The sequence below is a fragment of the uncultured Tateyamaria sp. genome (genome assembly GCF_947496075.1).
In the GTDB taxonomy this organism is placed as follows: Bacteria; Pseudomonadota; Alphaproteobacteria; order Rhodobacterales; family Rhodobacteraceae; genus Tateyamaria.
The window spans coordinates 216,572-237,989 of sequence record NZ_CANMBJ010000006.1; the positions used below are offsets into that span (position 1 = coordinate 216,572).

Annotated in this window: 20 protein-coding genes; 10 read left to right on the plus strand and 10 right to left on the minus strand. The window is 59.5% G+C overall.

The window, feature by feature from the left end; genetic code table 11:
* Positions 1 to 23 precede the first annotated feature (23 nt).
* Positions 24 to 1,265 (minus strand): MFS transporter, encoded by a 1,242-nt coding sequence (locus Q1A51_RS19940; protein WP_299601599.1) that lies wholly within the window; start codon positions 1,263 to 1,265, stop codon positions 24 to 26.
* Between the two features lie 223 nt (positions 1,266 to 1,488).
* Between Q1A51_RS19940 and Q1A51_RS19945 the strand changes: the two genes are divergently transcribed.
* The 4 genes from Q1A51_RS19945 (at position 1,489) to Q1A51_RS19960 (ending at position 6,737) form a co-directional block, all read left to right on the plus strand.
* A complete protein-coding gene (locus tag Q1A51_RS19945) occupies positions 1,489 to 2,367 on the plus strand; it encodes a LysR family transcriptional regulator (protein WP_299601601.1) in 879 nt (292 codons plus the stop codon).
* Between the two features lie 635 nt (positions 2,368 to 3,002).
* Positions 3,003 to 4,391 (plus strand): cytochrome ubiquinol oxidase subunit I, encoded by a 1,389-nt coding sequence (locus tag Q1A51_RS19950; RefSeq protein WP_299601603.1) that lies wholly within the window; start codon positions 3,003 to 3,005, stop codon positions 4,389 to 4,391.
* Between the two features lie 5 nt (positions 4,392 to 4,396).
* The gene (locus tag Q1A51_RS19955; protein ID WP_299601604.1) at positions 4,397 to 5,407 is read left to right on the plus strand and encodes a cytochrome d ubiquinol oxidase subunit II; all 1,011 of its coding nucleotides are present in this window, start codon (positions 4,397 to 4,399) and stop codon (positions 5,405 to 5,407) included.
* A gap of 121 nt (positions 5,408 to 5,528) precedes the next feature.
* The gene (locus Q1A51_RS19960; RefSeq protein ID WP_299601606.1) at positions 5,529 to 6,737 is read left to right on the plus strand and encodes a urate hydroxylase PuuD; all 1,209 of its coding nucleotides are present in this window, start codon (positions 5,529 to 5,531) and stop codon (positions 6,735 to 6,737) included.
* Between the two features lie 38 nt (positions 6,738 to 6,775).
* Here the strand turns inward: Q1A51_RS19960 and Q1A51_RS19965 are convergent, their stop codons facing one another.
* From Q1A51_RS19965 to Q1A51_RS19985, 5 genes are all read right to left on the minus strand, one after another.
* Entirely contained in the window at positions 6,776 to 8,044 is a 1,269-nt protein-coding gene (locus Q1A51_RS19965; protein WP_299601607.1) for an adenylate/guanylate cyclase domain-containing protein, read from the minus strand.
* A complete protein-coding gene (gene rmuC / locus Q1A51_RS19970; RefSeq protein WP_299552075.1) occupies positions 8,041 to 9,279 on the minus strand; it encodes a DNA recombination protein RmuC in 1,239 nt (412 codons plus the stop codon). The genes Q1A51_RS19965 and rmuC overlap by 4 nt, the downstream gene beginning before the upstream one ends.
* Entirely contained in the window at positions 9,276 to 11,090 is a 1,815-nt protein-coding gene (gene mutL / locus Q1A51_RS19975) for a DNA mismatch repair endonuclease MutL (protein WP_299601610.1), read from the minus strand. Before mutL ends, rmuC begins: the two co-directional genes overlap by 4 nt.
* A gap of 121 nt (positions 11,091 to 11,211) precedes the next feature.
* On the minus strand, positions 11,212 to 11,868 hold the full coding sequence (locus tag Q1A51_RS19980; RefSeq protein WP_299601612.1) for a ChrR family anti-sigma-E factor: 657 nt from the start codon (positions 11,866 to 11,868) through the stop codon (positions 11,212 to 11,214).
* 5 nt (positions 11,869 to 11,873) lie between these two features.
* The gene (locus Q1A51_RS19985; RefSeq protein ID WP_299203878.1) at positions 11,874 to 12,422 is read right to left on the minus strand and encodes a sigma-70 family RNA polymerase sigma factor; all 549 of its coding nucleotides are present in this window, start codon (positions 12,420 to 12,422) and stop codon (positions 11,874 to 11,876) included.
* Positions 12,423 to 12,628: 206 nt separating this feature from the next.
* Between Q1A51_RS19985 and Q1A51_RS19990 the strand changes: the two genes are divergently transcribed.
* The 6 genes from Q1A51_RS19990 (at position 12,629) to Q1A51_RS20015 (ending at position 17,823) form a co-directional block, all read left to right on the plus strand.
* Positions 12,629 to 13,930 (plus strand): FAD-dependent oxidoreductase, encoded by a 1,302-nt coding sequence (locus Q1A51_RS19990; protein WP_299601616.1) that lies wholly within the window; start codon positions 12,629 to 12,631, stop codon positions 13,928 to 13,930.
* Positions 13,927 to 14,688, plus strand: coding sequence for a DUF1365 domain-containing protein (locus tag Q1A51_RS19995; RefSeq protein WP_299601619.1), 762 nt, complete (start codon positions 13,927 to 13,929; stop codon positions 14,686 to 14,688). The genes Q1A51_RS19990 and Q1A51_RS19995 overlap by 4 nt, the downstream gene beginning before the upstream one ends.
* Positions 14,685 to 15,920 carry an MFS transporter gene (locus Q1A51_RS20000; protein WP_299601621.1) on the plus strand — a complete coding sequence of 412 codons (1,236 nt, stop codon included), beginning with the start codon at positions 14,685 to 14,687 and terminating at the stop codon, positions 15,918 to 15,920. Before Q1A51_RS19995 ends, Q1A51_RS20000 begins: the two co-directional genes overlap by 4 nt.
* A gap of 1 nt (position 15,921) precedes the next feature.
* Positions 15,922 to 16,503: a DUF3833 family protein gene (locus Q1A51_RS20005; protein WP_299601624.1), complete on the plus strand. Its 582-nt coding sequence runs from the start codon at positions 15,922 to 15,924 to the stop codon at positions 16,501 to 16,503.
* Positions 16,500 to 17,237 (plus strand): SDR family NAD(P)-dependent oxidoreductase, encoded by a 738-nt coding sequence (locus Q1A51_RS20010; protein ID WP_299601627.1) that lies wholly within the window; start codon positions 16,500 to 16,502, stop codon positions 17,235 to 17,237. Before Q1A51_RS20005 ends, Q1A51_RS20010 begins: the two co-directional genes overlap by 4 nt.
* 259 nt (positions 17,238 to 17,496) lie before the next feature.
* Positions 17,497 to 17,823, plus strand: a complete 327-nt coding sequence (locus tag Q1A51_RS20015; protein ID WP_299203860.1) for a DUF3775 domain-containing protein — start codon at positions 17,497 to 17,499, stop codon at positions 17,821 to 17,823.
* Between the two features lie 75 nt (positions 17,824 to 17,898).
* On the opposite strand, the gene Q1A51_RS20020 is transcribed toward Q1A51_RS20015, so the two are convergent.
* The 4 genes from Q1A51_RS20020 to Q1A51_RS20035 form a co-directional block, all read right to left on the minus strand.
* Positions 17,899 to 18,951 (minus strand): saccharopine dehydrogenase, encoded by a 1,053-nt coding sequence (locus tag Q1A51_RS20020; RefSeq protein ID WP_299601630.1) that lies wholly within the window; start codon positions 18,949 to 18,951, stop codon positions 17,899 to 17,901.
* Complete coding sequence (locus Q1A51_RS20025) at positions 18,948 to 19,559, minus strand: glutathione S-transferase family protein (protein ID WP_299601633.1); 612 nt, start codon at positions 19,557 to 19,559, stop codon at positions 18,948 to 18,950. Before Q1A51_RS20025 ends, Q1A51_RS20020 begins: the two co-directional genes overlap by 4 nt.
* A 24-nt stretch (positions 19,560 to 19,583) precedes the next feature.
* Positions 19,584 to 20,237 carry a histidine phosphatase family protein gene (locus tag Q1A51_RS20030; RefSeq protein ID WP_299601635.1) on the minus strand — a complete coding sequence of 218 codons (654 nt, stop codon included), beginning with the start codon at positions 20,235 to 20,237 and terminating at the stop codon, positions 19,584 to 19,586.
* 102 nt (positions 20,238 to 20,339) lie between these two features.
* On the minus strand, positions 20,340 to 21,383 hold the full coding sequence (locus tag Q1A51_RS20035; protein ID WP_299601638.1) for an AbrB family transcriptional regulator: 1,044 nt from the start codon (positions 21,381 to 21,383) through the stop codon (positions 20,340 to 20,342).
* Positions 21,384 to 21,418: the final 35 nt, after the last annotated feature.

Consider the following 21,418-nt stretch of genomic DNA (forward strand, 5'->3'; position numbering starts at 1 on the left):
TTCCCTCCGGGCGCACAGGGGCGTCAGGCGGGGTAGGGCTGTTTTCGAACACGGCTGAAGCTTGAAACGGTTGCGGCGAGAATGCAGAAGGCTCCGCCGATCATCCACATCAGGTCATAGGTGCCGAGCTGGCTCCGAATGATGCCGCCGGTCAGTGCCATAAAACCTGCGCCAATCTGGTGACCGGCCGATATCCAGGAAAAGATAACGGGTCCATTGTCGCCAAAGGCGCGATTGCACAGCAAGACCACAGGCGGCACCGTTGCGACATCAAGGATGCCGAACACGATGCCAAAAGTCGCAATCATCGGGTCAAATTCGCTTGTGATGATAAGCGGCAACCAAAAGAGTGTCAGCCCCCGGCCGAAGAAAATGAAGGCCAGTATCGCCCGGGCGGAAAAACGATCCGACAGCCAACCGGATGCAGTGGTCCCCACGACATTGAATATCCCGACCAGCGCCAGAACGATTGAGGCGGACGTGGCATCCAGACCAATATCGCCGCAAAAGGCGGTAAAGTGGCTCCAAAGCAGGCCATTTGTCGTCGCACCACACAGAAAGAAGACTGCCAGAAGCGCCCAGAATGCAGGGTGTCTCAAGGCTATGATCAGTGGCTCCACGACAATCTGAACCGTGGTGTTCAAGCTCACGGCGCCTGCTGGTTTGCTGTGTGGCGTGTACTTCAGATTCAGCAACAGAGCGACCAGCGCGATCGAGCCCGCCCCAAGCAGCGGCGCACGCCATCCCCACACATCCGAGACCTCTGCCCAGAAGGGCAACAGCAGGAACTGTCCCAACACCGACGCTGCGGTCAGCACGCCCGAGATGAGACCGATATTCCTTGAGAAATACGTCGTCGCAATCAGTGCGGCATAAGACATAGTGAACGCACCAACGGCGGCTCCGATGAAGACCCCCCAAACGACATTGAAAAGCAGCAAGTTCGGGATCATGCAGAGAAGGCTGGAGGCGATTAACACGCCGAGCGAGCATACGGAAACCCGCCGCACTCCGTATGTTTTCATAAGTGCGACGGCAAAAGGCGAAAACAGGCCATAAAGGGCCATGTTGACGGCAATGCCAATGCTAATGCTCGTGGCGTCCCACTCGATACCGGACGCAATGAACTTCGTGGCCAAGAGACCTGCGAGCGTCGTATAGGTACCAGCAGCAATAACCGAGAAAATTGCGACGGATAAAAAGCCGAAGTTAATCGTCTGACCCATGTGCTGGCTCTTCTCTTTCATCGCTCCAATCTCTGTCATCGATCTAAGTCCTCTTTCGATTAGTCAGCGACGGTTCGGGTCCATCGGCCCATGATCTCCTGGTCATGCTCCACGCTGTCTCTCCCACTTGATCCGAAGCGCGCCGGTTATGGCCACGGTAAGCAACACTCTGCTTTCTGCGGTCTTGCAGACTCTGGGTACAAAGATAGAATGTTCTCCAGTGATCGTACATTCCAAAAAAATGAGAGATGGGATTGCAAATATGAACAACCGTTTGAATTGGGATGACCTGAAAGTCACTCTTACAGTTGCGCGATCCGGCTCACTTTCGGCGGCGGCCCGTGAGCTTGGCGTAAGTCATGCGACGATTTATCGGAAAGTCATCGATGTTGAGGAACGCCTGGGAACGAAGTTGTTTGATCGCACAAGAACAGGCTACACGCCGACACTTGCTGGTGAGGCAATGCTGGACGGTGCGCATGAAATGGAAGCATATGTCTTTGAGATTGAAAGAAAGCTCACCGGGCAAGAGTTAACGCCCTCAGGAAAGGTTCGCATTACAACAACTGACAGCCTGTTGTTCGGTCCATTGTCTGAGATCGTTGCCAATCTTCACCATACGTTACCTCAAATCCAGTTGGAGGTTGTGATCTCCAACAATCTTTTGAGGATTTCGCGGAGGGAGGCTGACATTGCCATCCGACCATCATCAATAAACCCCGAGCAACTTGTCGGCCGAACGGTAGGTAGGATCCAGCAGGCAATTTATGGGGCGCATGCCTGTTTCGGTGACACGGCTGGGCAGGTCGACTACGCCGACATGCCGTGGATTGCTGCAGATGAAAGTATGTCTTACAGCCTTTTGGACGATTGGATGGAGGCTGAGGGCCTGAATTCCAAAGTGACTCAGCGATACAATACAGTACTTGGTATGTTTTCTGCTGCCAGGAATGGAGGGGGCCTGTGTGCGCTGCCATGTTATCTGGCCGAAGGTGAAAAAAGGCTGGTCAGGATCGGAGAGTATGTGCCCGCCTTAACAACAGACTTGTGGTTGCTGACCCACAAGGATCTGCAACAAACGGCGCGCATAAAGGCTGTGCTGGAGCATCTGTCTAAGGAATTGAGGGCCATTTTCAAATAGGCGGCGCTGGTCAATCTAGGCATCTGTTACAGCCATCGATGCTATTAAACATTCCTTCAAGCAAACCAGATCGGTCAATTCATTAGAACGCTGTTTGGAGCAGTTCGACGCCTGAGCCAGTCGCAATCTGAAATCCGTTGCAATACTACCCGGCTAGATAAGCCATCTTTCAGGACGTAGAAAATGCGGCGGTCCCGAGTGGAAGCGATCACTTGCGGAAAGTGTTGGCTGTGACCGAGAACAGCGATCTATTCGAACGAACCCCACACGTGCCGCCAGAACCCATCATCCGTCCGGGTCAAAAGCTTGCGAGTCCCGCAGTGAGCTGTCAAATGCAATGACCTGAAGCCGACATTGACGCATTCGCAGTGACTTGGCGCTTTGTTCCGCGTCTTGTTGTTCGATCAGGGTCGCAGCGAAAAGGCGGCGTCGCTCCGCATAGCGGGCACTGTCCTGTCCCATCAGCCCCGCTAGCATCCAACCCGCATCAGGCTGACGCTGACGTCGCAAATAGGGGCAAGTCTGTGTGACAAAACGCGCAGGCGCACCCTGTCGCACCCCCGCTGATCTGTTGCGAGCAGTTTCTATATTAGGTCAAGACCAAACACGTAACCGTTTTCAAGCGGAGACTTCGCATGGACACCCTCATGCTTTCCCGAATTCAATTCGGGGCCAATATTTCATTCCACATCCTGTTCCCGACGATCACGATTGCCCTGGGCTGGGTGCTTTTGTTCTTCAAGCTGCGCTTCAACGCGACGGGCAATGCGCGCTGGATGGAGGCCTACCGGTTCTGGGTCAAAGTCTTTGCCCTGAGCTTTGCCATGGGCGTTGTGTCGGGCATCACCATGTCGTTCCAATTCGGAACCAACTGGCCCGGCTTCATGGAAACGGTGGGCAACATCGCAGGACCGCTTCTGGCCTATGAGGTGATGACCGCCTTTTTCCTCGAGGCCGTGTTTCTGGGCATCATGCTGTTCGGCTTTTCCCGTGTGCCTGGGTGGTTGCACACTCTGGCGACGTTCTTAGTGGCCTTTGGCACCACCATGTCGGCCTTCTGGATCCTTGTGCTGAACAGCTGGATGCACACGCCCCAAGGATTCGAGGTGCGCGAGGGCGTTGCCCATGCCACCAGCTGGTTCGAGATAATATTCAACCCATCCATGCCTTATCGCCTGTCCCACATGCTGCTGGCGTCGGGCCTGACCGTCGCATTCCTGATCGCGGGGTTGAGCGCCTTCCGCTGGCTGCTCGGTGACCGAAGCAAGAGTGTGCAGGTGACTATGAAAACCGGTGTCTACATGGGTGCTTTACTGATCCCGCTTCAGATTTTCATGGGCGATATGCATGGCCTGAACACGTTGGAACACCAGCCGCAGAAGGTTGCGGCGATGGAAGGGAACTGGGACACCCAATCACATGTGCCGCTCTTGCTGTTTGCCCTTCTGGACGAGGAAGCCCGCGAGAACCGCATGGAAGTGGCCATTCCCAACATGGCCTCCATTATCCTCAAGCACAAAGCCGAAGGCGTGGTGCCCGGTCTGAACGACTTTGTCACCGAAGAGGGTGAGGTGATGCACCCGCCTGTTGCCCCTGTTTTCTGGTCCTTCCGCATTATGGTCGGCACGGGCTTTGCCATGCTGTTCCTGAGCTGGGGCGCCGCCATCCTCATGCTGCGCAAACGGCGCGGACCGGAGGGCGTGCCGAAGCTTATGATGCTTGCCATGGTGCCGATGGCCTTTTCCGGCTGGGTGGCGACCTTGGCAGGCTGGTACACGACCGAGATCGGGCGTCAGCCTTGGCTGGTGCAAGGCGTGCTGACTACCGAAATGGCGGTGGCGGATGTGCCTGCACCTTTCGTGGGCACGACGCTGGGCGCGTATCTGTCGATCTATGCGCTGCTGCTGTCCGCCTATATCGGCGTGCTCTTCTTCCTGGCGCGCAAGGCGGTGGACGGTGATGTCCCGCGGCCCCGCACCCCGTTGTCTGGTCACGCGGTCACCCGCGAAATTCCTGCGGAGTAGGATAGATGGAACTTTTTGGCGATCCGGCGGTCTGGCTGCCTTTCACCTTTGCCGCGCTCATGGGCGTGTCGATCCTGATTTATGTGGTCCTTGATGGTTTCGATCTGGGCGTCGGCGTGTTGTTCCCCTTTGCGACGGATGAGGAAAAGGACATGATGGTGGCGTCCATCGGTCCGTTCTGGGATGCCAACGAAACATGGCTGGTGCTGGCCATTGGCCTTCTGCTTGTGGCCTTCCCGACGGCCCACGGCACGATCCTGACGGCGCTGTACCTGCCTGTTGCGATCATGCTGATCGGGTTGATCCTGCGCGGCGTGGCCTTTGAATTCCGGGTCAAGGCGCCCACCCCGCACAAGGCCACTTGGAACTGGCTGTTCTTCATCGGCTCGTTGATGACGTCGCTCAGCCAGGGCTTCATGCTGGGCAAATACGTGATGGGGCTGGAAAGCACGCTGGGCACCTGGGCCTTTGCGATGATCACGGCGGTGTTCCTGACCGTTGCCTATTCCATGATCGGTGCCTGCTGGCTGATCATCAAGACCGAAGGCATCCTGCAGGGCAAGGCGGTGGACTGGGCCAAGGGCGGCATCTGGGGATTGGTCTTGGGTCTGGGGGCCGTATCGCTTGCCACACCGCTGGTCAGCGCACGGATTTTTGACAAGTGGTTCACCTACCCTGAAATCCTGCTGCTCGCTCCGCTGCCCATCCTGTCGGCCGTGATGGTGATGATGCTGTGGCGGTCGTTGCAGCGTTTGCCCAACGCGACCGATGCGGGTTCGAAAGGGCCGTTTGCATGTGCCATCACCCTGTTCATTCTGGCCTTCAGCGGCCTCGCCTATTCCTTCTACCCCTACGTGGTTCCTGAAAAGCTGACGATCTATGAAGCGGCGAGCGCGCCCGAGAGCCTGATGATCATCCTCGTTGGCGCCATTGTCGTCATTCCCATGATCGGGGGATACACGGCGCTGGCCTATTGGGTGTTCAAGGGCAAGGCGTCGGAACTGCGCTACGACTAGGCTTTCTTCTGGCCAAAGATACCTCGGGGAAGGCCGAGGGCCTGGAGCAGAGCCCCAGCCCCCCCTTTCGTATCTCGCGCGCCCTGTCTAGTTTGGCGTTCGGGAACGAAAGGACGCCGACATGTATGACTTCGCCGCCATGGGCGCGTGGCTGGAATTTGCGGTGCGCTGGTTGCATGTGATCACGGCCATCGCATGGATCGGATCGTCCTTCTATTTCATTGCGCTGGACTTGGGCCTGCACCGCGACCGCAACCTAAAAAGCGGGGCGGATGGCGAAGAATGGCAGGTCCATGGTGGCGGGTTCTATCACATCCAGAAATACCTGGTTGCGCCCGACAATATGCCCGATGGGCTGATCTGGCATAAGTGGCAAAGCTACTGGACCTGGATCAGCGGGTTCATCCTTCTGGTGTTGGTTTACTATCTGGGGGCCGAGTTCTATCTGATCGATCCCAACGTGATGGAGCTTGCCACCTGGCAGGCGGTGGGCTTGTCGCTGGTGTCTCTGGCCGCCGGTTGGGTGATCTACAACACGCTTTGCAAGGCCTTTGTGAACGCGGACCAGACAGTGCTGATGGTGGCGCTGTTTGGTGTGTTGGTCGCGATGGCGTGGTTCTATAGCCAAGTGTTCACCGGGCGTGCCGCGCTGCTGCATCTGGGGGCGTTTACCGCCACGATCATGTCAGGCAACGTGTTCTTCATCATCATCCCGAACCAGAAGATCGTGGTGGCCGACCTGATGGCGGGGCGCACGCCCGACGCGATCTATGGAAAGATCGCCAAACAGCGCTCGACCCACAACAACTACCTGACCTTGCCTGTCATCTTCCTGATGCTGAGCAATCACTACCCGTTGGCCTTTGCCAGTGAGTGGAACTGGGTGATCGCGTCGCTTGTCTTCCTGATGGGTGTCACGATCCGGCACTGGTTCAACACACATCACGCGCGCAAGGGCAATCCGCATTGGACCTGGGGTGTGACGGTGATCCTGTTCATCCTGATCGCGTGGCTGAGCGTTGCGCCATCAGATGAGCGCGAGGCGGCAGTGGTGACACGCTTTGCACAAGCCGAAGGATTCTCGGATGTGCACAACATCGTGCTGGGTCGGTGCAGCATGTGCCATGCGGCAGAACCCGGCTGGCCCGGGTTACACTGGGCACCCAAGGGGGTCGTGCTGGAAACCGAAGCGGACCTGACGCGCAATGCGCGGGCCGTTTACCTGCAATCAGGCGTCAGCCACGCGATGCCACCGGCCAATCTGAGCTACATGGAAGATGAGGAACGGGCGGTCATCGTGGCGTGGTATCGTGCTGCGATCGACGGTTAAGGCGGAGGTGTCCTCCGCCCCATTTTAGGCGCTGATCCTCACCGTAAGGCGGACGTGTCGTCCGCCGCTGCCGCCGCCATCCCCCAGGCCGAGATCGTTTCCTGCCGTCCGGGCAACACCAACGATGGAAAGGCTTGCCAGCCCGGGCCTACGTTCTCCAACCCGTTCATGACCGCGTCCGAGATCAGCAGTGTCACGCCTTGTGTCTTTGTTGCCGTTTCGAGCCGGGCGGCGACATTCACGGCGTCGCCCAGAACGGTGTACTCCAACCGACCCTCATCCCCGACGACACCCACAAACACTTCGCCCAGATGAATGCCGATCCCCAAACGCACATCGTTGATATGCTCAAGGAGGTCATGGGCGAAGGCGACCGCGCAGGTGGCGGCGTCACCATGACTGTCGTCAAAGACGACCATCGCGCCGTCGCCGACGAACTTGTCCACGATGCCACCCGTCGCGTCTGCCGACTTCGAAATGCGGGCCCGGTAGCGCCCCAGAAAGGCGGACAGGTCGGGCGCGCTCATGTTTTCGGCCATGGAGGTGAACCCACGGATATCCACAAAGAGAATAGCCATCCGCTGCTGATGGCCTTCGCGCATGGCCTCGATCCCGCGGGCTGAAAGCTGGTCATTCAGTTCGGACGGTAGAAAACGGGTCAGCTGCCCACGCGCCTCTGCCTCGTCAATCGAGCGACGCAGCAGCGCGCGGATCCGCATCGACGCAAAGACAAGCACCATCGCCGCCAATGAGATCATGACGATACGCACAAAGTTTGGTGGCCACCCAAAAAGAAAGATCAATCCCGCCCGTGCCTCGGCCTCGGTCGCCAGAAAGGGGATGGTCAGGATGGCGGCAAAGCCTGCGATCAACACCAGTGACATGCTGGCCAGAAGCGCCGGGTTAAACCGGAGCGCGCCACAGGCCAACACGACGGGGATCAGCCAGATGGTTGGAAAGGCCGCAACAAACTGCCCCGATAGCCCCATGTTGGACAGGCTCAGCCACGAACCCAACAGGATGAACACACAGTCGATTAGGGCGGACGGCCACGCCATCCAGGCGCGGAACTGGCCCGTACGGATCACGAAGATGATGACAAGGCCAAGGGCGAAATAGCTCGCCATGGTCATCGCGGCATACACAAGCTGCGATTCCAAAGCCTCGGATTCTGGTAGCCCTGTGAACCAAACAGTTACGAACAGAACGACAGCAAGGGACGTTGACATAATCATGCGCAGGATGCCGATGAACCATTCGGCCTGCGCTTCGGCTTCGAAGAAAATGCGTTGCGCCTGTGGGGTCATTCCGCGGCAGGTGGGCGGCTGTTCAGCGCGAGCGTGCCTTGGTCATCCAGCTCTTCAAAGTCGAAATTGTCGAGGCGATGGGCGCGTTTGCCAGCCTTCTCTGCGCTGATCTTGATATCCTCGATATCTTTCGAGGCCTGGGAAAAGTGTCGGTCCAGATTGCCAACCCGCGTGCCAAGCCGGTCCACGTCAGTCACCAGCATCGACAATTCCTTGCGGATCGCCCCCGCCTGTTCGCGCATCCGCGCATCCTTGAGGATCGCGCGCATCGTATTCAGCGTGGCCATGCAGGTGGTGGGCGACACGATCCAAACGCGCTTGTCGAACCCTTCGCGCACCAGATCGGGGAAGTTAGCGTGCAACTCGGCATAGACCGCTTCGGACGGCAGGAACATAAGTGCGCCGTCCGCCGTTTCCCCTTCGATGATGTACTTGTCCGAGATATCAGCGATGTGCTTTTTCACGGCCGTTTTCATGGATGCCACGGCCTGTTTTAACTCATGGTCCGTCTCGGCGCGGCGCAATGCCTCGTAGGCTTCCAACGGAAACTTTGAATCGATGACAATCGGCCCAGGCGGGTTCGGCAGATGCACCATACAGTCGGCTCGCTTGCCGTTGGACAGGGTGGGCTGCCACGCATAGCTGTCCTTTGGCAGGGCTTTTCCCACGATGTCGCGCAGCTGGATCTCGCCAAAGGCGCCGCGCGTCTGTTTGTTCGACAGGATGTCCTGCAGGCTAAGTACATCGCCGGACAGCTTGGTGATGTTGTCCTGCGCCTTGTCGATGGCGGCGAGGCGTTCCTGCAATTGCGTCAGGCTGGTGGTGGTCTGCTTGGAGGAGCCGTGCAGGGATTCCTTCATGCGTTCCTGCATGTCCGTCATTGCGCGCTGGCTGCGCATCGCGTTGTCCGCAAGCCGTTCCTGCATCTGCTGCTGCACCGCGCTCAACCGCTGTTCGACGGTTTGCGCCAATTGTGCCTGTCCGTTGGTGGCCGTGTCCGACACGGTTTGGATCGAGGCGCGCAAGCCCTCTTGCCCCTGCGCCAGCCCCTGCACATGTTGGCCGAGATACCCCATTTGCTGGGCGAGCGGCGCTGTGGCACGGGCTGAACGACCGGCGGCCCGTAGCGCCATGATCAGAAGGATCATGATCACCAACAGGGTCGCGGCCCCGATCATGGCCACCATCACCAGCGGATCGCTGGTGTCCAATGTCGTATCGCCAATCTGGATCATGTGCGCCCAAACAATCGTTCAATGTCTGCCAGCTTCAACTCTACATAAGTGGGCCGCCCGTGATTGCACTGGCCGGAATGCGGCGTGGCCTCCATTTCACGAAGCAGGGCGTTCATCTCTTCGGCACGCATCCGGCGGCCCGATCGGATCGACCCGTGACAGGCCACGCGGGACAGGATCGCCTCGACCTTTGCCTGAACGGATTGCGATGATCCGAGATCGGCCAACTCATCCAGAATGTCGTGGATCATCGCCTTGGCATCGACCTCACCCAGGATGGCGGGTGTCTCCCGCACCGCAACGGCATCCCCACCAAAGGCTTCGATGCCGAGGCCAAAGCGGGCCAGATCATCTGCAATCTCCAACAGCCGAGCGCAATCGCCGGTCGACAGGCTCACGATCTCGGGGATCAGCAATGCCTGCGCGGCGACACCGTTCTCGGCCATCTGGGTCTTCAGTTTTTCATAGACCAGGCGTTCGTGGGCGGCGTGCTGGTCAACGATCACCATGCCGGTGGCCGTCTGTGCCACGATATAGTTCTCATGCACTTGCCCTCGTGCGACGCCAAGGGGGAGGTCGCTTGGATCGGTCTCCGGCTCGGGCATTGGTGCAGGTTCAACCACCTGCGCGCTATAATCTTGCGCCATCTCGGCAAAGCCGGTTTCGATTGGCACACGTGGCCCGAGGCTGGGCCGGTCCATCTGGTAAACGCGCGGCTCGGTTGGCTCTGGGCGCATGGCCCCCAATGTCGCTCCCGCCACGGTGGTCGAGGCGCGGTGACCAGCATTTGCCAGCGCGTGACGGAGGCCGGACACGATCAACCCGCGCGCGGTTCCGGGATCGCGAAAGCGCACCTCGGATTTGGCCGGGTGTACGTTGACGTCCACAAGCTGCGGATCGCAGTCGATGAACAAGGCCGCCGCCGGGTGCCGGTCACGGCTGAGGAAGTCGAAATAGGCGGCCCGCAGCGCGCCTGTCAGAAGTTTGTCCTTCACGGGGCGCCCGTTCACATACAGGAACTGGGTCACCGCCGCACCGCGGGAGTAGGTGGGCAAGGCCGCATAGCCGGTTAGGTGCAGACCGTCCCGCTCTGTATCAATCGGGATGGCGTTGTCCGTGAAATCTTGACCAAGTGTGTCGCGCAAACGTCCCTTGAGCGCATCCATCACGTCACCGGTCTGTGCCTCGACCTTGAAGACGGTGCGGGGGTCGTTTGACACATCGCGCAGCTCGAACCGCACATAGGGTTCGGCCATAGCCAGACGCTTGATGACATCCGTGATCGCCTGCGCCTCGGCCCGGTCGGTGCGAAGGAATTTCAGACGCGCGGGCGTGGCAAAGAACAGATCGCGCAGGGTGATGACCGTGCCTGCGTTCAATGCTGCCGGTTTGACGGCGCTGGCCGTTCCCCCAGCGACGCTGATCTCGGCTGCGTCCGCGCCTGGCACACGGCTGGTGATGGTCAGGCGGCCCACGGCGCCCAGACTTGGCAGTGCCTCGCCCCGGAAGCCAAAGGTGTGGATATTGAGCAGATCACTGCCGTCAATCTTGGACGTCGCATGGCGGCTGAGGGCGAGCGGCAGATCCTCTGCCGCGATACCGCAGCCGTCGTCTGTCACCCGGATCAGTGTCTTGCCGCCGTCGGCGATATCGACCGAAATGCGCTTGGCCCCGGCATCAATGGCGTTTTCGACCAGCTCCTTGACCGCTGAGGCGGGTCGTTCCACCACTTCACCCGCCGCGATACGGTTGATCGCTGCATCGCCCAATTGTCGGATCACGGGACGTATATTGGGGGTGTGGGTGTTCATGCCACAAAACTTAGCATGCGACCCGGCGATTCGACCATGGCCGTTTTGGCGGACGACACGTCCACCTTACAAAAGGGTCTTGGTGCGCAGAAGGGGCGGAGGAGACCTCCGCCTTACACGGTCAGATCCTTGCGAAACGTTGGGCAATCTTTGGAAGCAGGCCCTGGAAGCGCAATGGCGCGTCGGTGACAGCCAGACAAATGCAATCCTCGTGGATATCGGCCACTGGCGTGTGATGTAAGTCACTGTCAGCCACTTCGACATCGCCGCGGGCGAAATAGTCGTCGTCGTCCTGGAATGCGCCTTGCAGGACCATCGTCATCTCGATCCCGTGGTGACCGTGATCGGGCATGGCAGCGCCAGCAGGTATGTAGAGAAGCCGCGCCGAAGCGTCCTTGGACGTTGGCAGAATGGCTTGCTTTACACCCATGCCGACCGCACGCCACTTGATGCTGTCGATACCGCCGCCGGCGTAATCCTGCAGCGGTTGCGGCAGCACCGCGTCTTGAGGGTGCTGGGTGCAAATCTCTTCTGGGGCACCGCCTGCGATCAAGGCCATTGTCGCGGCGAAACTTCCTGGGGCGAGCGCCATGTCGTGGTCTGGTGCTTCCTCAAGCACGGCCCCGCCGACAGCGTCGTAACTTTCCACTCGCGCGCGGCACTCGTCGCACAGAGATACGTGCGTCGCCACCATTAGGTTGAACGCCTCTGGCAGCGTCCCGGCTGCATAGCCCATCAGGATCTCGTCCGTCAGGTGATGTGTGATCTTTTGTTCCATATCCGTCACTTCATCGCGTGGCGCAGTCTTTCCAACGCCAATCTAATCCTAGATTTGATCGTGCCCAGGGGCAGACCGGTTTGAGCAGCGATTTCACTGTGGGACAGGTCCCCAAAATACGCCTTTTGTATCAGTTCCCGCTGGGCTTCCGGCAATTCTGCGATTGCCTGACCCAACTGTTCACTTTCCTGCTGCATGGCCATCACATCGGCCTGATCAGGTTCTTCTTCGGGGCCCCATGCCAGGTCTTCGGGCTCGGGGCGGCGCTGCTTGCGCAGCACGTCAATCTTTCGATTCCGCGCGATGGTGAATATCCAGGTCGCCACCGAGGCCCGCGCGGGGTCAAACATGTGCGCTTTGTGCCAGCAGGTCGCCATGACCTCTTGCGCGCATTCTTCTGCGAGCGACGCATCCGCGCCTGACTTCATCAGGAACCCTTTGACCCGTGGGGCAAAGTGGGCGAACAGCGCGGCGAAGGCCGCCTGATCCCTGTCGTCACGAATCCGGACCATGTGGCTGACCCACTGCATCCGTTTTCCATCGCTCTCTTGCATGAGTGCCGGTCCTGTTACCGCCCTCGGAAAGACCCCGACGGCGGACTGCGCATCTATTTCAGACGTGTCTAAACCCGCAAACATATTCCGTCTACGCGACACAAGGCGTCTCGGATCAAAAATAAATGTCTGGTTTTTGTACATCCGTTTGCGTCATCCCTCCGTAAACAGATCAAACCTTGGAACGTACGGGACAAAAACGACTTATGCCATTTGAACACGCCATGACCGCCCCGAAACGCATTGCCGTGATTGGAGGCGGGATTTCAGGAATGGGGGCAGCACATACGCTTGCGTGCGACCACAACGTGACCCTGTTCGAGGCGGAGCCACGTCTGGGCGGCCATGCCCGTACAATCATGGCTGGCAAGCGGGGCGATCAACCGGTCGATACCGGTTTCCTGGTATTCAACTATGCGAACTATCCAAACATGGCGCAGTTGTTTGATGAACTGGACGTGCCGGTCGTCAAATCCAGCATGAGCTTTGGTGCATCCATCGACGGCGGGCGGCTGGAGTATGGCTTGGCCAGCCTGGGCGCCGTGTTCGCGCAACGCCGCAACGCACTGAACCCCAAATTCCTTGGCATGTTCCGTGACATAATGCGCTTCAACAAGAATGCCTTGCGCGTCGCGAACGAGGATCGCACACGCACCATTGCCCAGTTCCTTGATGTCATGGGAACGGGGGACTGGTTCCGGGACTATTACCTGTTACCGCTCAGCGGCGCGATCTGGTCCACGCCGGTCGAAAAGATCATGGATTTCCCGGCGCATGCCATGATCCAGTTCTTTGAGAACCATGCCCTGCTGCATCACTCGGGCCAGCACCAATGGTACACCGTTGACGGTGGATCGGTTGAATATGTGCGTCGCATCGAAGCTGCAATGCTGGGCAACGGTGTCGACATCCGGTTTGGGGCGCCTGTCCAATCCGTCCGCCGCACGGCGAGTGGTGCGCAGGTCAAGGCTTGGGGTGGCGAGTGGGAGATGTTTGACGACGTGGTCTTTGCCACGCATTCCGATGACAGCTTGTCGCTGCTGGCCGATCCAACGGTTGAGGAACAGGCCGCTTTGGGAGCGGTGAAGTACCAACCCAATGACGTTGTGTTGCACTGTGATGCGGCCATCATGCCGCAGCATTCTCAGGTCTGGTCCAGCTGGGTGTATACAGAGGACAAGAACGTCCATTCGGATCGCATCGACCTGACGTATTGGATCAACTCGCTGCAACCGATCCCGATGGACGACATGCATTTCGTCACACTGAATACAAAGCGTACGATCCGCGAAGAGTTGATCTATGACCAGACCGTGTTGCGCCACCCGGTCTATGATCTGGCCGCACTTGCTGCGCAGGATCAGGTGCGTGCAATGAACGGGGCCAACAACACGTGGTATTGCGGTGCCTGGATGCGCCACGGGTTCCACGAGGACGGGCTGACGGCAGGGCTTGATGTGGCCCGCGCCCTGCTGCGCGCACCGCAGATGCAGGTGGCTGCGGAATGACGGCCACGGTCGATCATATCGCAGGCGTGACCTTTCACGGGCGCAAGGGAGGCATCGAAAACGCCTTCCGCTACAGCGTGGACTACATGCTGCTGGATGCCGAGGCGGACTTGCGTGTCCCGCGCTTGTTCGGGCGCAATCGGCGTGGGCTAATGGCGCTTGATGACAAGGATCATGGCGGTGCGCCGAAGGCTGGTCGAGGTGCGCCGTGGGTGCGCGAGGTGTTGCAGTCCCACCAGATCACCGGGGTCACCAAGATCGAACTCCTGGCCCAGCCCAAGGTGCTTGGCCACGTGTTCAACCCGGTCAGTTTCTGGCTGTGTCGCCGTGCGGATGATCAGATGATCGCGGTCATTGCCGAGGTGACAAACACTTTCGGCGACCGGCACAGTTACCTCGTGAACCATGCCGATCTGCGCCCCATCGCGCCCGAGGATCGACTGCGGGCTACCAAGATTTTTCATGTGTCACCCTTCCAACCCATCGAAGGCAGTTACGAGTTTCGTTTTGATATTCGGGACGACCGGATTGGGGTCTGGATCGACTATTCCCGAGACGGTGAGGGCGGGCTGATTGCCACACTCACGGGACGTCGATGTGCCCTCACCAACCGTGCCATTTTGCGCGCCGCCCTGCGCCGCCCGTTTGGATCACGCCGTGTGCTGGCCTTGATTCACTGGCAGGCGATAAAGCTGTGGTGGAAACGTGCAACGTATCGCGCCCGCCCCGTGCCACCGTCCGAGGAGGTGTCGCGGTGAGCAACACGCAGCCCCAACGACTTCCGGCTTACGCGGTCTTTGCCGCGTTGCTGAGTGCGGCCGGGCTGCCAATCTATATCCATGCGCCGAAATTCTATGTCGACGAATACGGGGTATCGCTGGCGGCGCTGGGCGCCGTTTTGTTCGGATTGCGCCTGCTCGACGTTGTGCAAGACCCGCTGTTCGGACGGCTGTCCGAAGCGCTCCGGTCCCGGCGCGGTGTGGCCGTGCTGATCGGGTGCACCGTCATGGCAGTGTCCATGTTGGGCCTTTTTGCAGTGCCACCGCTGCTGCCCCCTCTGATCTGGTTTGCGCTGATGTTGACCGGTGTGTTTTCGGCCTTCAGTTTCCTAACCATCAACTTCTATGCCCAGGGTGTGGTCAAGGCGGACCGTTTGCCCGGGCAAGGGCACTTGATGCTGGCGCGCTGGCGCGAAACCGGTGCGTTGCTGGGCGTTTGCGTGGCGGCCATTACTCCGGTCATGCTTGGCGGGTTCATGGGCGCGCCGTTTGCCGGGTTTGCTGTTGGATTTGCCGTGTTGGCTCTTGCTGCCATCATGATGATGCGCGGCGAATGGGTGAGTGATGGCTTGCCCCCTTCGGTCGGGTTCAAGGCGGTGCTGGGCGATGCGCTGGCGCGCAAGCTGCTGTTGATTGCCTTGGTCAACGCAGCGCCCGTTGCGGTCAGTTCCACGCTTTTTCTGTTCTTCGTTGAAAGCCGTTTGGACGCACCGGGGTTCGAGGGGCCGTTGCTGCTGTTGTTCTTTCTGTGTGCCGCTATCGCCGCACCCATCTGGGGCCGCTTGGCCGAGCGCTACGGCCCAAAGCCGGTTTTGCTGAGCGCGATGGTGCTGGCCATCCTCGCCTTCGGATGGGCCGTCACGTTGGGGTCTGGCGACTGGATGGCTTTTGCGGTCATTTGCGCCTTGTCTGGCGCAACGTTGGGCGCGGATCTGACAGTTCTGCCCGCGGTCTTTGCCAGCCGCATGGCCCGCATCAGCCCCTCGGCTGCCGAAGGGTTTGGCCTCTGGTCCTTTGTTTCGAAATTCACCCTGGCCTTTGCCGCCGTCACCCTGTTGCCCGCACTTGAGCGGGCAGGGTTCGACAGTGCGGCGGCCACTCACACGCCCGAAGCTCTGATGCTTCTCACGCTGCTTTATGCGGCTGTGCCTTGTGGCCTCAAGGTCGTGGCGATCGCGCTGCTCGCCACGACCGATCTGAAGGAGACCTGACATGGACGCTTTGATTTTTGCACTTTTGGGCGCCGTGGTCGTGACGATGTGCGGCTGGACACGATCACGCTATGCTGACTTTCTCGCCCAAAGCCCGGATGACTATGCCAATGGAAACGGGCTGCAATTCGATGTTCGGACGCATCTCAACGGCCCCATCATTTGCGAGGGCGTGATCTTTGGCCCCACGGGCCGCGTATCGTCACGGTTTATCGGCGAATTCGACTGCAAGTGGGAGGGCAACACAGGTGTCATGGACGAAGTATTCACCTATGATGACGGGTCGACGCAAACCCGAGCCTGGCGGCTGACCATTGGCAATGACGGCAATATCGTAGCACGCGCAGACGACGTCGTTGGTGATGGCACCGGGCAGCAGACCGGCAGCTCTGTCCAGCTTAAGTACAAGTTCCGCCTGCCCGAAGAATCCGGGGGCCATGTACTGGATACCGTTGATTGGATGTACCTCGCGCCCAATGGGACCATTGTGAACCGGTCGCAGTTCCGAAAGTACGGGATCAAGGTGGCTGAGCTGGTGGCAACCATGCGCCCTGCCAATCAAGAGATGAAAGAAGCAGCATGAACGACATGTCCCTGAGCGGCAAACGGTACTGGCTGGTGGGTGCCGGTGACGGTCTTGGCCGCGCGCTTGCCCATTGTGTGAGCCGCGCAGGGCTCGAAGTGATTGTGTCGTCGCGTGGTGAGGACAAGCTGAAAGAGCTGGTCGAGGAGTTGCCCGGCAAGGCATCATACCAGACCGTCGACATTGCCGATGACGAGAGTGTCAAAGCGGCTGCCGAAGCTGTCGGTGACATCGATGGCCTGGTGCTGTTGGCCGGTGTCTATTGGCCGTTTTCGGCCAAGGACTGGAATGCGGAACAGGCCGTCGCGATGGCGGATGTGAACTTTACCGGCTTCATGCGGGTGCTCGGTCAGGTCGTGCCGGCATTCGTGAAAAAGGATGCGGGGCACATTGTCATCACGTCGTCCCTGACCGGTTTTCGGGGGTTGCCGGGATCGATTGGCTATACCGCGTCCAAAGCGGCCACGATGTCGCTGGCTGAATGCATGTATGCTGATCTGCGCCGCACGGGCGTGCGGGTGCAGGTGGCCAATCCCGGCTTTATCAAGACACAGCTGACCGACAAGAACGATTTCAACATGCCATTCATCATGGAGCCGGAAGCGGCCGCGCGCGAAATGTTCGAGCTTATGCTGACGGACAATTTCAAGAAGAGCTTTCCGACCCTCTTTTCATTGCTTTTCCGGGGCTCGCAGTTTTTGCCTGACTGGCTGTACTACCGGATCTTTTCCTAATTCTCAGATGTGTTCAGGGATGTTCGTTGGCATCGCCGCGTAAGTCTCAGGTCTTGCGGGTGAACATGTGAACCTCGGCGAACCTGTCTTAACACCCGGGTTTATGCTAGGGTGCACGCATGCTCTTCCCTGCTTTGGCCAGTCGTCATTTCTGAAGGAAGAGCCTGGCAAAGTCAGTACGCTTGCCGAATACCCATTTGATACGGATCAAGGCGGCAGGTTTGCGAACCGAGCAGGATGAGCTCAGGAGGTTTGAACCATGAATCTTGAGATTGAACGCGCCATCATTGCACAAGTGGTCCTGATGGGCCGTGATGTGGAACGTGCGGAAGGTGAACTGCGGGGGTTGATTGATCGTCTGGACACAGACGAACAAGCCGAACTCGTGGCAGTCATGTGGGTTGGGCGAGGCGCGTTTGAGCCGGGTGATTGGGCAGAAGCGGTTGCCACGGCAGAGGCTGAGGCGACCACCCCCTGTGTTGATTACCTTCTTGGTACGCCGCATTTCCCCGACCATCTTGAGGCCGGGATGGAAGCGCTGGGCCTGCCGCTGGGCGAGGATGAAGAGTCACTGTTGGGCAGGTAGACGCTGACGTCACACACGACGCGGTGAGCGGATTGTCCAATTACGTGTCAGCTGTCCTAAAGTGCCGCCGTCACTTCAGCGACCGACTGCTGAGTCAAAGGTCGCCTTGGCCCGGCCCCAAACACCCGAGTCGCGGTCGGTGAGTGTCAGAAGGCTTGGCAATAGTTGATCTGCATAGTCCTCGCTGCTTTCCACCGGCAGCATTGACGGCAGGTTGTCGATGGCGGTCACATCAAGCGGTGGCGCGTCATGAACGCGCAGCGCGGGCGAGTTCCACGTGGTCGTCCGGTCATAGACCTTGATCGGAGAGAAGTCGCTGTCTGGATCGCAGGCGATGTCCCCGATTACGCTGAGCTTGCGTGCGGTGTGCAGTGTCCCCGCGGGGACAAAAACGGGTGTGCCGGGGCGCGCCAGAATACAATTGAAGAAGATGTCATGCGCAAGCACTTCGGGAAAAGGGCCGCCACGGGCGGTTTCGGCCATGTCCCATCGGGTCGTTGGTACGCCCATATTCGTGCACAAGTCCGCCGCGCCGGCACCGACACGACCCAACGCACCAATGATCAGGGCCGTGGGGCGGTGTGTGCCGGTCGAAACAAGGTCCGATTGCAGGTCCGCCAGCATGTGGTTTGAGCTTGGATAGGACGTGACCGGCCCCGCGATCTGACCTTTTTGCTGTGCAACCCAACACTTGAGCGCAACGGCAGCACCTGCATAACCTGCCCAGTACCCAAAGGCCGCGACGCGCCTTCCGTCCTCGTCCACGAGGTATTCAAGGTCATAAAGCACGCCGCCCCCCGCCTTGAACCGTTCCAGTAGGATCTGGCCCGCCGGTTGCCCCTTGTAAGCATGACCGAACATGATGTGTTTGTGCCGCAAAGGTGTGCCATCATCAGGCAGTTCCTTGAGGCCAAAGATGATCGCACCGTCAGGTGCAGTAGGCCATGTATTCTCGGCCGCGATAGTGGCCCCGGCATTGGCGTATCGGTCGGTGGGTATGCAGCGGGTCTGGCTGTCTTCGACCGTAACCGTGATCCCGGCAGCGATCAGTTTGGCTGCTCCCTCGGGCGTCAGGCCGACGCGGTCTTCGTTTTCTCGTTGCTCGGCCCGAACCCAAAGATGCGTCATCGCATCATGCCCTTGGCGCGCACGGCTTTGACGCTGTCCCGAGCGTCCATCGCTTCCATGAAGGCGCGGATTTTTGGGAAAGGGGCAAGGTCAACGCCGTCGCCCGGCAGCCATGAGCACACCATGAACAGGTAAGCGTCTGCGATGGTGAATTGATCCCCCAAGACGAACGGACCGGTCAGGCATTCGTCTTCAACGAACTGGGCGGAGGCGGCCATCGTTTCGGTGACCTTGGCGGTCATGTCTTGCCAACTGCTTTCCTGATCGGCCCAGCGATGGCCGCGCATCTTGTGGGCGTGGTTCACATGCATGGTTGAGGCAAGGTAGTACATCACACTGCGCGCCTTGGCTGCGTCGATGGCATCGGCGGGCAAAAGGGCGGGAGCTTGGGCCGCGATGTAGTCGAGAAGCGCGCCGGTTTCGGTGAGTATCGTACCATCCACATCAAGGGCCGGAACGCGCCCCTTGGGGTTGACCTTGGCATAGTCGGGCGACTGTTGGTCACCCGCGGCAAAGTTGAGCTGATGCGTGTCGTAGTCAAGCCCCGCCTCTTCCAGTGCGATGGCGACGGCAATCGAGATGGTGCCGGTTGCGTAGTAGAGTTTCATGGGCTGATCCTCGGAGCTGTAGCGTTAGACATGCGTTTGCGCATGATGACGGTCGGGGTGTTCAAGGTGCGGCACGGCGTTGAACATCACCGGCGACCATGTGCCGCCGATGGGGTGCAGCCGGTGCATTGACGTGTTCATGATCGCGAGGGCCACGTTGGCCATGGCCGACACCTCAAGCCCCAGATGCAACCGCATTGTCATGGCAATCAGCCCGCCCGAAGTCACGACAAGCGCGGGGCCTTCACCCTCGCCAATCTCGGTCAGGGCGTCCTTGATCCGTGTCTCAAACTCGGAGAACCGTTCGGGCACGTTTTCGAGCTTGTCGTTCTGCCAGTGAGTGAGAACCTTGGGGAAGTGGTGCACGAATTCAGAAGGTGCTGCCGGGACGGGAATGCCGTGCTCGGTTTCCAATGCCTGCGCCATGGTGAAGTATTCCAGCTCGTTCAGCCGCGCGTCTTCGGTGGCCCTCATCCCCGTTTCCATGCCGTTCGCGGTCTCACGATGGCGCCGCAGCGTGCCGGTGTAGAGACGTGTGTGATTTTGATGTGTGGCACGCATATGGTCACCCAGCCATGCTGCCTGTTGATGACCGAGGTCAGAGAGCTGGTCGTAACTGGCCTCGTCCTTGGCATGGGTGTTGGCTTGGCCGTGGCGGATCAGGGTAATGTGGGACATGGGTGCCTGTGGTTGGTGTTTCGTTTGTTCTAGGTCACGGCGGTGATGCTGGGAAGTGCGGGAGCCTCCGGCGGAAGTTTATTTTGCAAGATGAAGATTGGATCAGGCGCGTTTAAGACGCCCCACGAATGCGGGCAGCAGGATTGTCAGAAAGAGCAGGCGGGAGACATGCGCGGCAGCGACGAAGCCAGGATTTGCTCCCAGCACGACGCCCATGGCGATCATCGTTTCCAACCCGCCGGGGGCGAAAGCGATCAGCACGTGGGTCGGGTTGAAGCCGAGCGCATAGGCCACTGGCACCGCGGCGGCCAGAGCCATGAGGACCGTCAGCGTTGTGATTGTGAGCCCGGCCAGCAGCGACGTCGCCAGTGCCTTTCGTGTGATCCCGTCGAACCGGGCGCCGATCAGCGTGCCCACTGTCATCAACCCCAGGTAGCTAAGCCATGGCGCCATGACCCCCGGTGTCACCTCGACCGCGTGGCCGAGGCTCGAGGCGATCATGCCGCCAATCAGCAGGGGCGCGGGCAGTCCGATCTTGTCCAGAATGAAGCCAAAGGCGAGGCCCGCGGCCAGCAGTACGACAAGGTGCAGCCAAGCCATCGGTGGACCCGGCGGCAACACCTGCCCGGTCATTTCAAAGCCGAAGGCAAGCGCTATGGCAGGTACTGTCAGTGTGAGGGCAAGCAGACGGACCGATTGAATCACAACAATGCGCGTGGTGTCGAGGTTCAACCCGGCCGACAGCCCGACGACAAAACTCAGGTGCCCCGGGGCGGAGGCCAGATACGCGCTGCGACGGTCCAACCCGAACCCGTGTTGCAACAGTCGTCCGCACAGCCATAGCGTCGCCCACAACATCACCCCAAGTGCGGCAAAGGCCAACGGCCAGCGCAGCATGGCATCTGTTGCATTGCTGTCCACGCCACTGCCGATGCTCACGCCCACCAGCAGGAAGACGAGGTTGCGCACCGTGTCGTCGATACCCGTGCGCAGCCCCGCGAGCGCGGCGAGGCTGACGACGAGCGCGGGTCCTGTTAAGACCGCGATAGGTGCGTTCAGAAGCTCGGCGAATGCAGCCCCGATGCCTCCGACGATCAGAGTTTGAGCCGTAACGCGCAAGCTGTCGGGGGAAGGTCTGGAAAGCATGCGCAATCGCTACCCGTGTTGCCGGGGATGGGCAA

Excerpts from the sequence above, each read along its gene's own strand:
- Q1A51_RS19990 (WP_299601616.1), top strand. The coding sequence starts at position 12,629 with ATGCCATTTGAACACGCCATGACCGCCCCGAAACGCATTGCCGTGATT.
- Q1A51_RS19965 (WP_299601607.1), bottom strand. The coding sequence starts at position 8,044 with ATGACCCCACAGGCGCAACGCATTTTCTTCGAAGCCGAAGCGCAGGCC.
- Q1A51_RS19960 (WP_299601606.1), top strand. The coding sequence starts at position 5,529 with ATGTATGACTTCGCCGCCATGGGCGCGTGGCTGGAATTTGCGGTGCGC.
- Q1A51_RS19940 (WP_299601599.1), bottom strand. The coding sequence starts at position 1,265 with ATGACAGAGATTGGAGCGATGAAAGAGAAGAGCCAGCACATGGGTCAG.
- Q1A51_RS20015 (WP_299203860.1), top strand. The coding sequence starts at position 17,497 with ATGAATCTTGAGATTGAACGCGCCATCATTGCACAAGTGGTCCTGATG.
- Q1A51_RS19945 (WP_299601601.1), top strand. The coding sequence starts at position 1,489 with ATGAACAACCGTTTGAATTGGGATGACCTGAAAGTCACTCTTACAGTT.
- Q1A51_RS19980 (WP_299601612.1), bottom strand. The coding sequence starts at position 11,868 with ATGGAACAAAAGATCACACATCACCTGACGGACGAGATCCTGATGGGC.
- Q1A51_RS19985 (WP_299203878.1), bottom strand. The coding sequence starts at position 12,422 with ATGCAAGAGAGCGATGGAAAACGGATGCAGTGGGTCAGCCACATGGTC.
- Q1A51_RS19955 (WP_299601604.1), top strand. The coding sequence starts at position 4,397 with ATGGAACTTTTTGGCGATCCGGCGGTCTGGCTGCCTTTCACCTTTGCC.
- Q1A51_RS20010 (WP_299601627.1), top strand. The coding sequence starts at position 16,500 with ATGAACGACATGTCCCTGAGCGGCAAACGGTACTGGCTGGTGGGTGCC.
- mutL (WP_299601610.1), bottom strand. The coding sequence starts at position 11,090 with ATGAACACCCACACCCCCAATATACGTCCCGTGATCCGACAATTGGGC.
- Q1A51_RS20020 (WP_299601630.1), bottom strand. The coding sequence starts at position 18,951 with ATGACGCATCTTTGGGTTCGGGCCGAGCAACGAGAAAACGAAGACCGC.
- Q1A51_RS20025 (WP_299601633.1), bottom strand. The coding sequence starts at position 19,559 with ATGAAACTCTACTACGCAACCGGCACCATCTCGATTGCCGTCGCCATC.
- rmuC (WP_299552075.1), bottom strand. The coding sequence starts at position 9,279 with ATGATCCAGATTGGCGATACGACATTGGACACCAGCGATCCGCTGGTG.
- Q1A51_RS20005 (WP_299601624.1), top strand. The coding sequence starts at position 15,922 with ATGGACGCTTTGATTTTTGCACTTTTGGGCGCCGTGGTCGTGACGATG.
- Q1A51_RS20035 (WP_299601638.1), bottom strand. The coding sequence starts at position 21,383 with ATGCTTTCCAGACCTTCCCCCGACAGCTTGCGCGTTACGGCTCAAACT.
- Q1A51_RS19995 (WP_299601619.1), top strand. The coding sequence starts at position 13,927 with ATGACGGCCACGGTCGATCATATCGCAGGCGTGACCTTTCACGGGCGC.
- Q1A51_RS20030 (WP_299601635.1), bottom strand. The coding sequence starts at position 20,237 with ATGTCCCACATTACCCTGATCCGCCACGGCCAAGCCAACACCCATGCC.
- Q1A51_RS19950 (WP_299601603.1), top strand. The coding sequence starts at position 3,003 with ATGGACACCCTCATGCTTTCCCGAATTCAATTCGGGGCCAATATTTCA.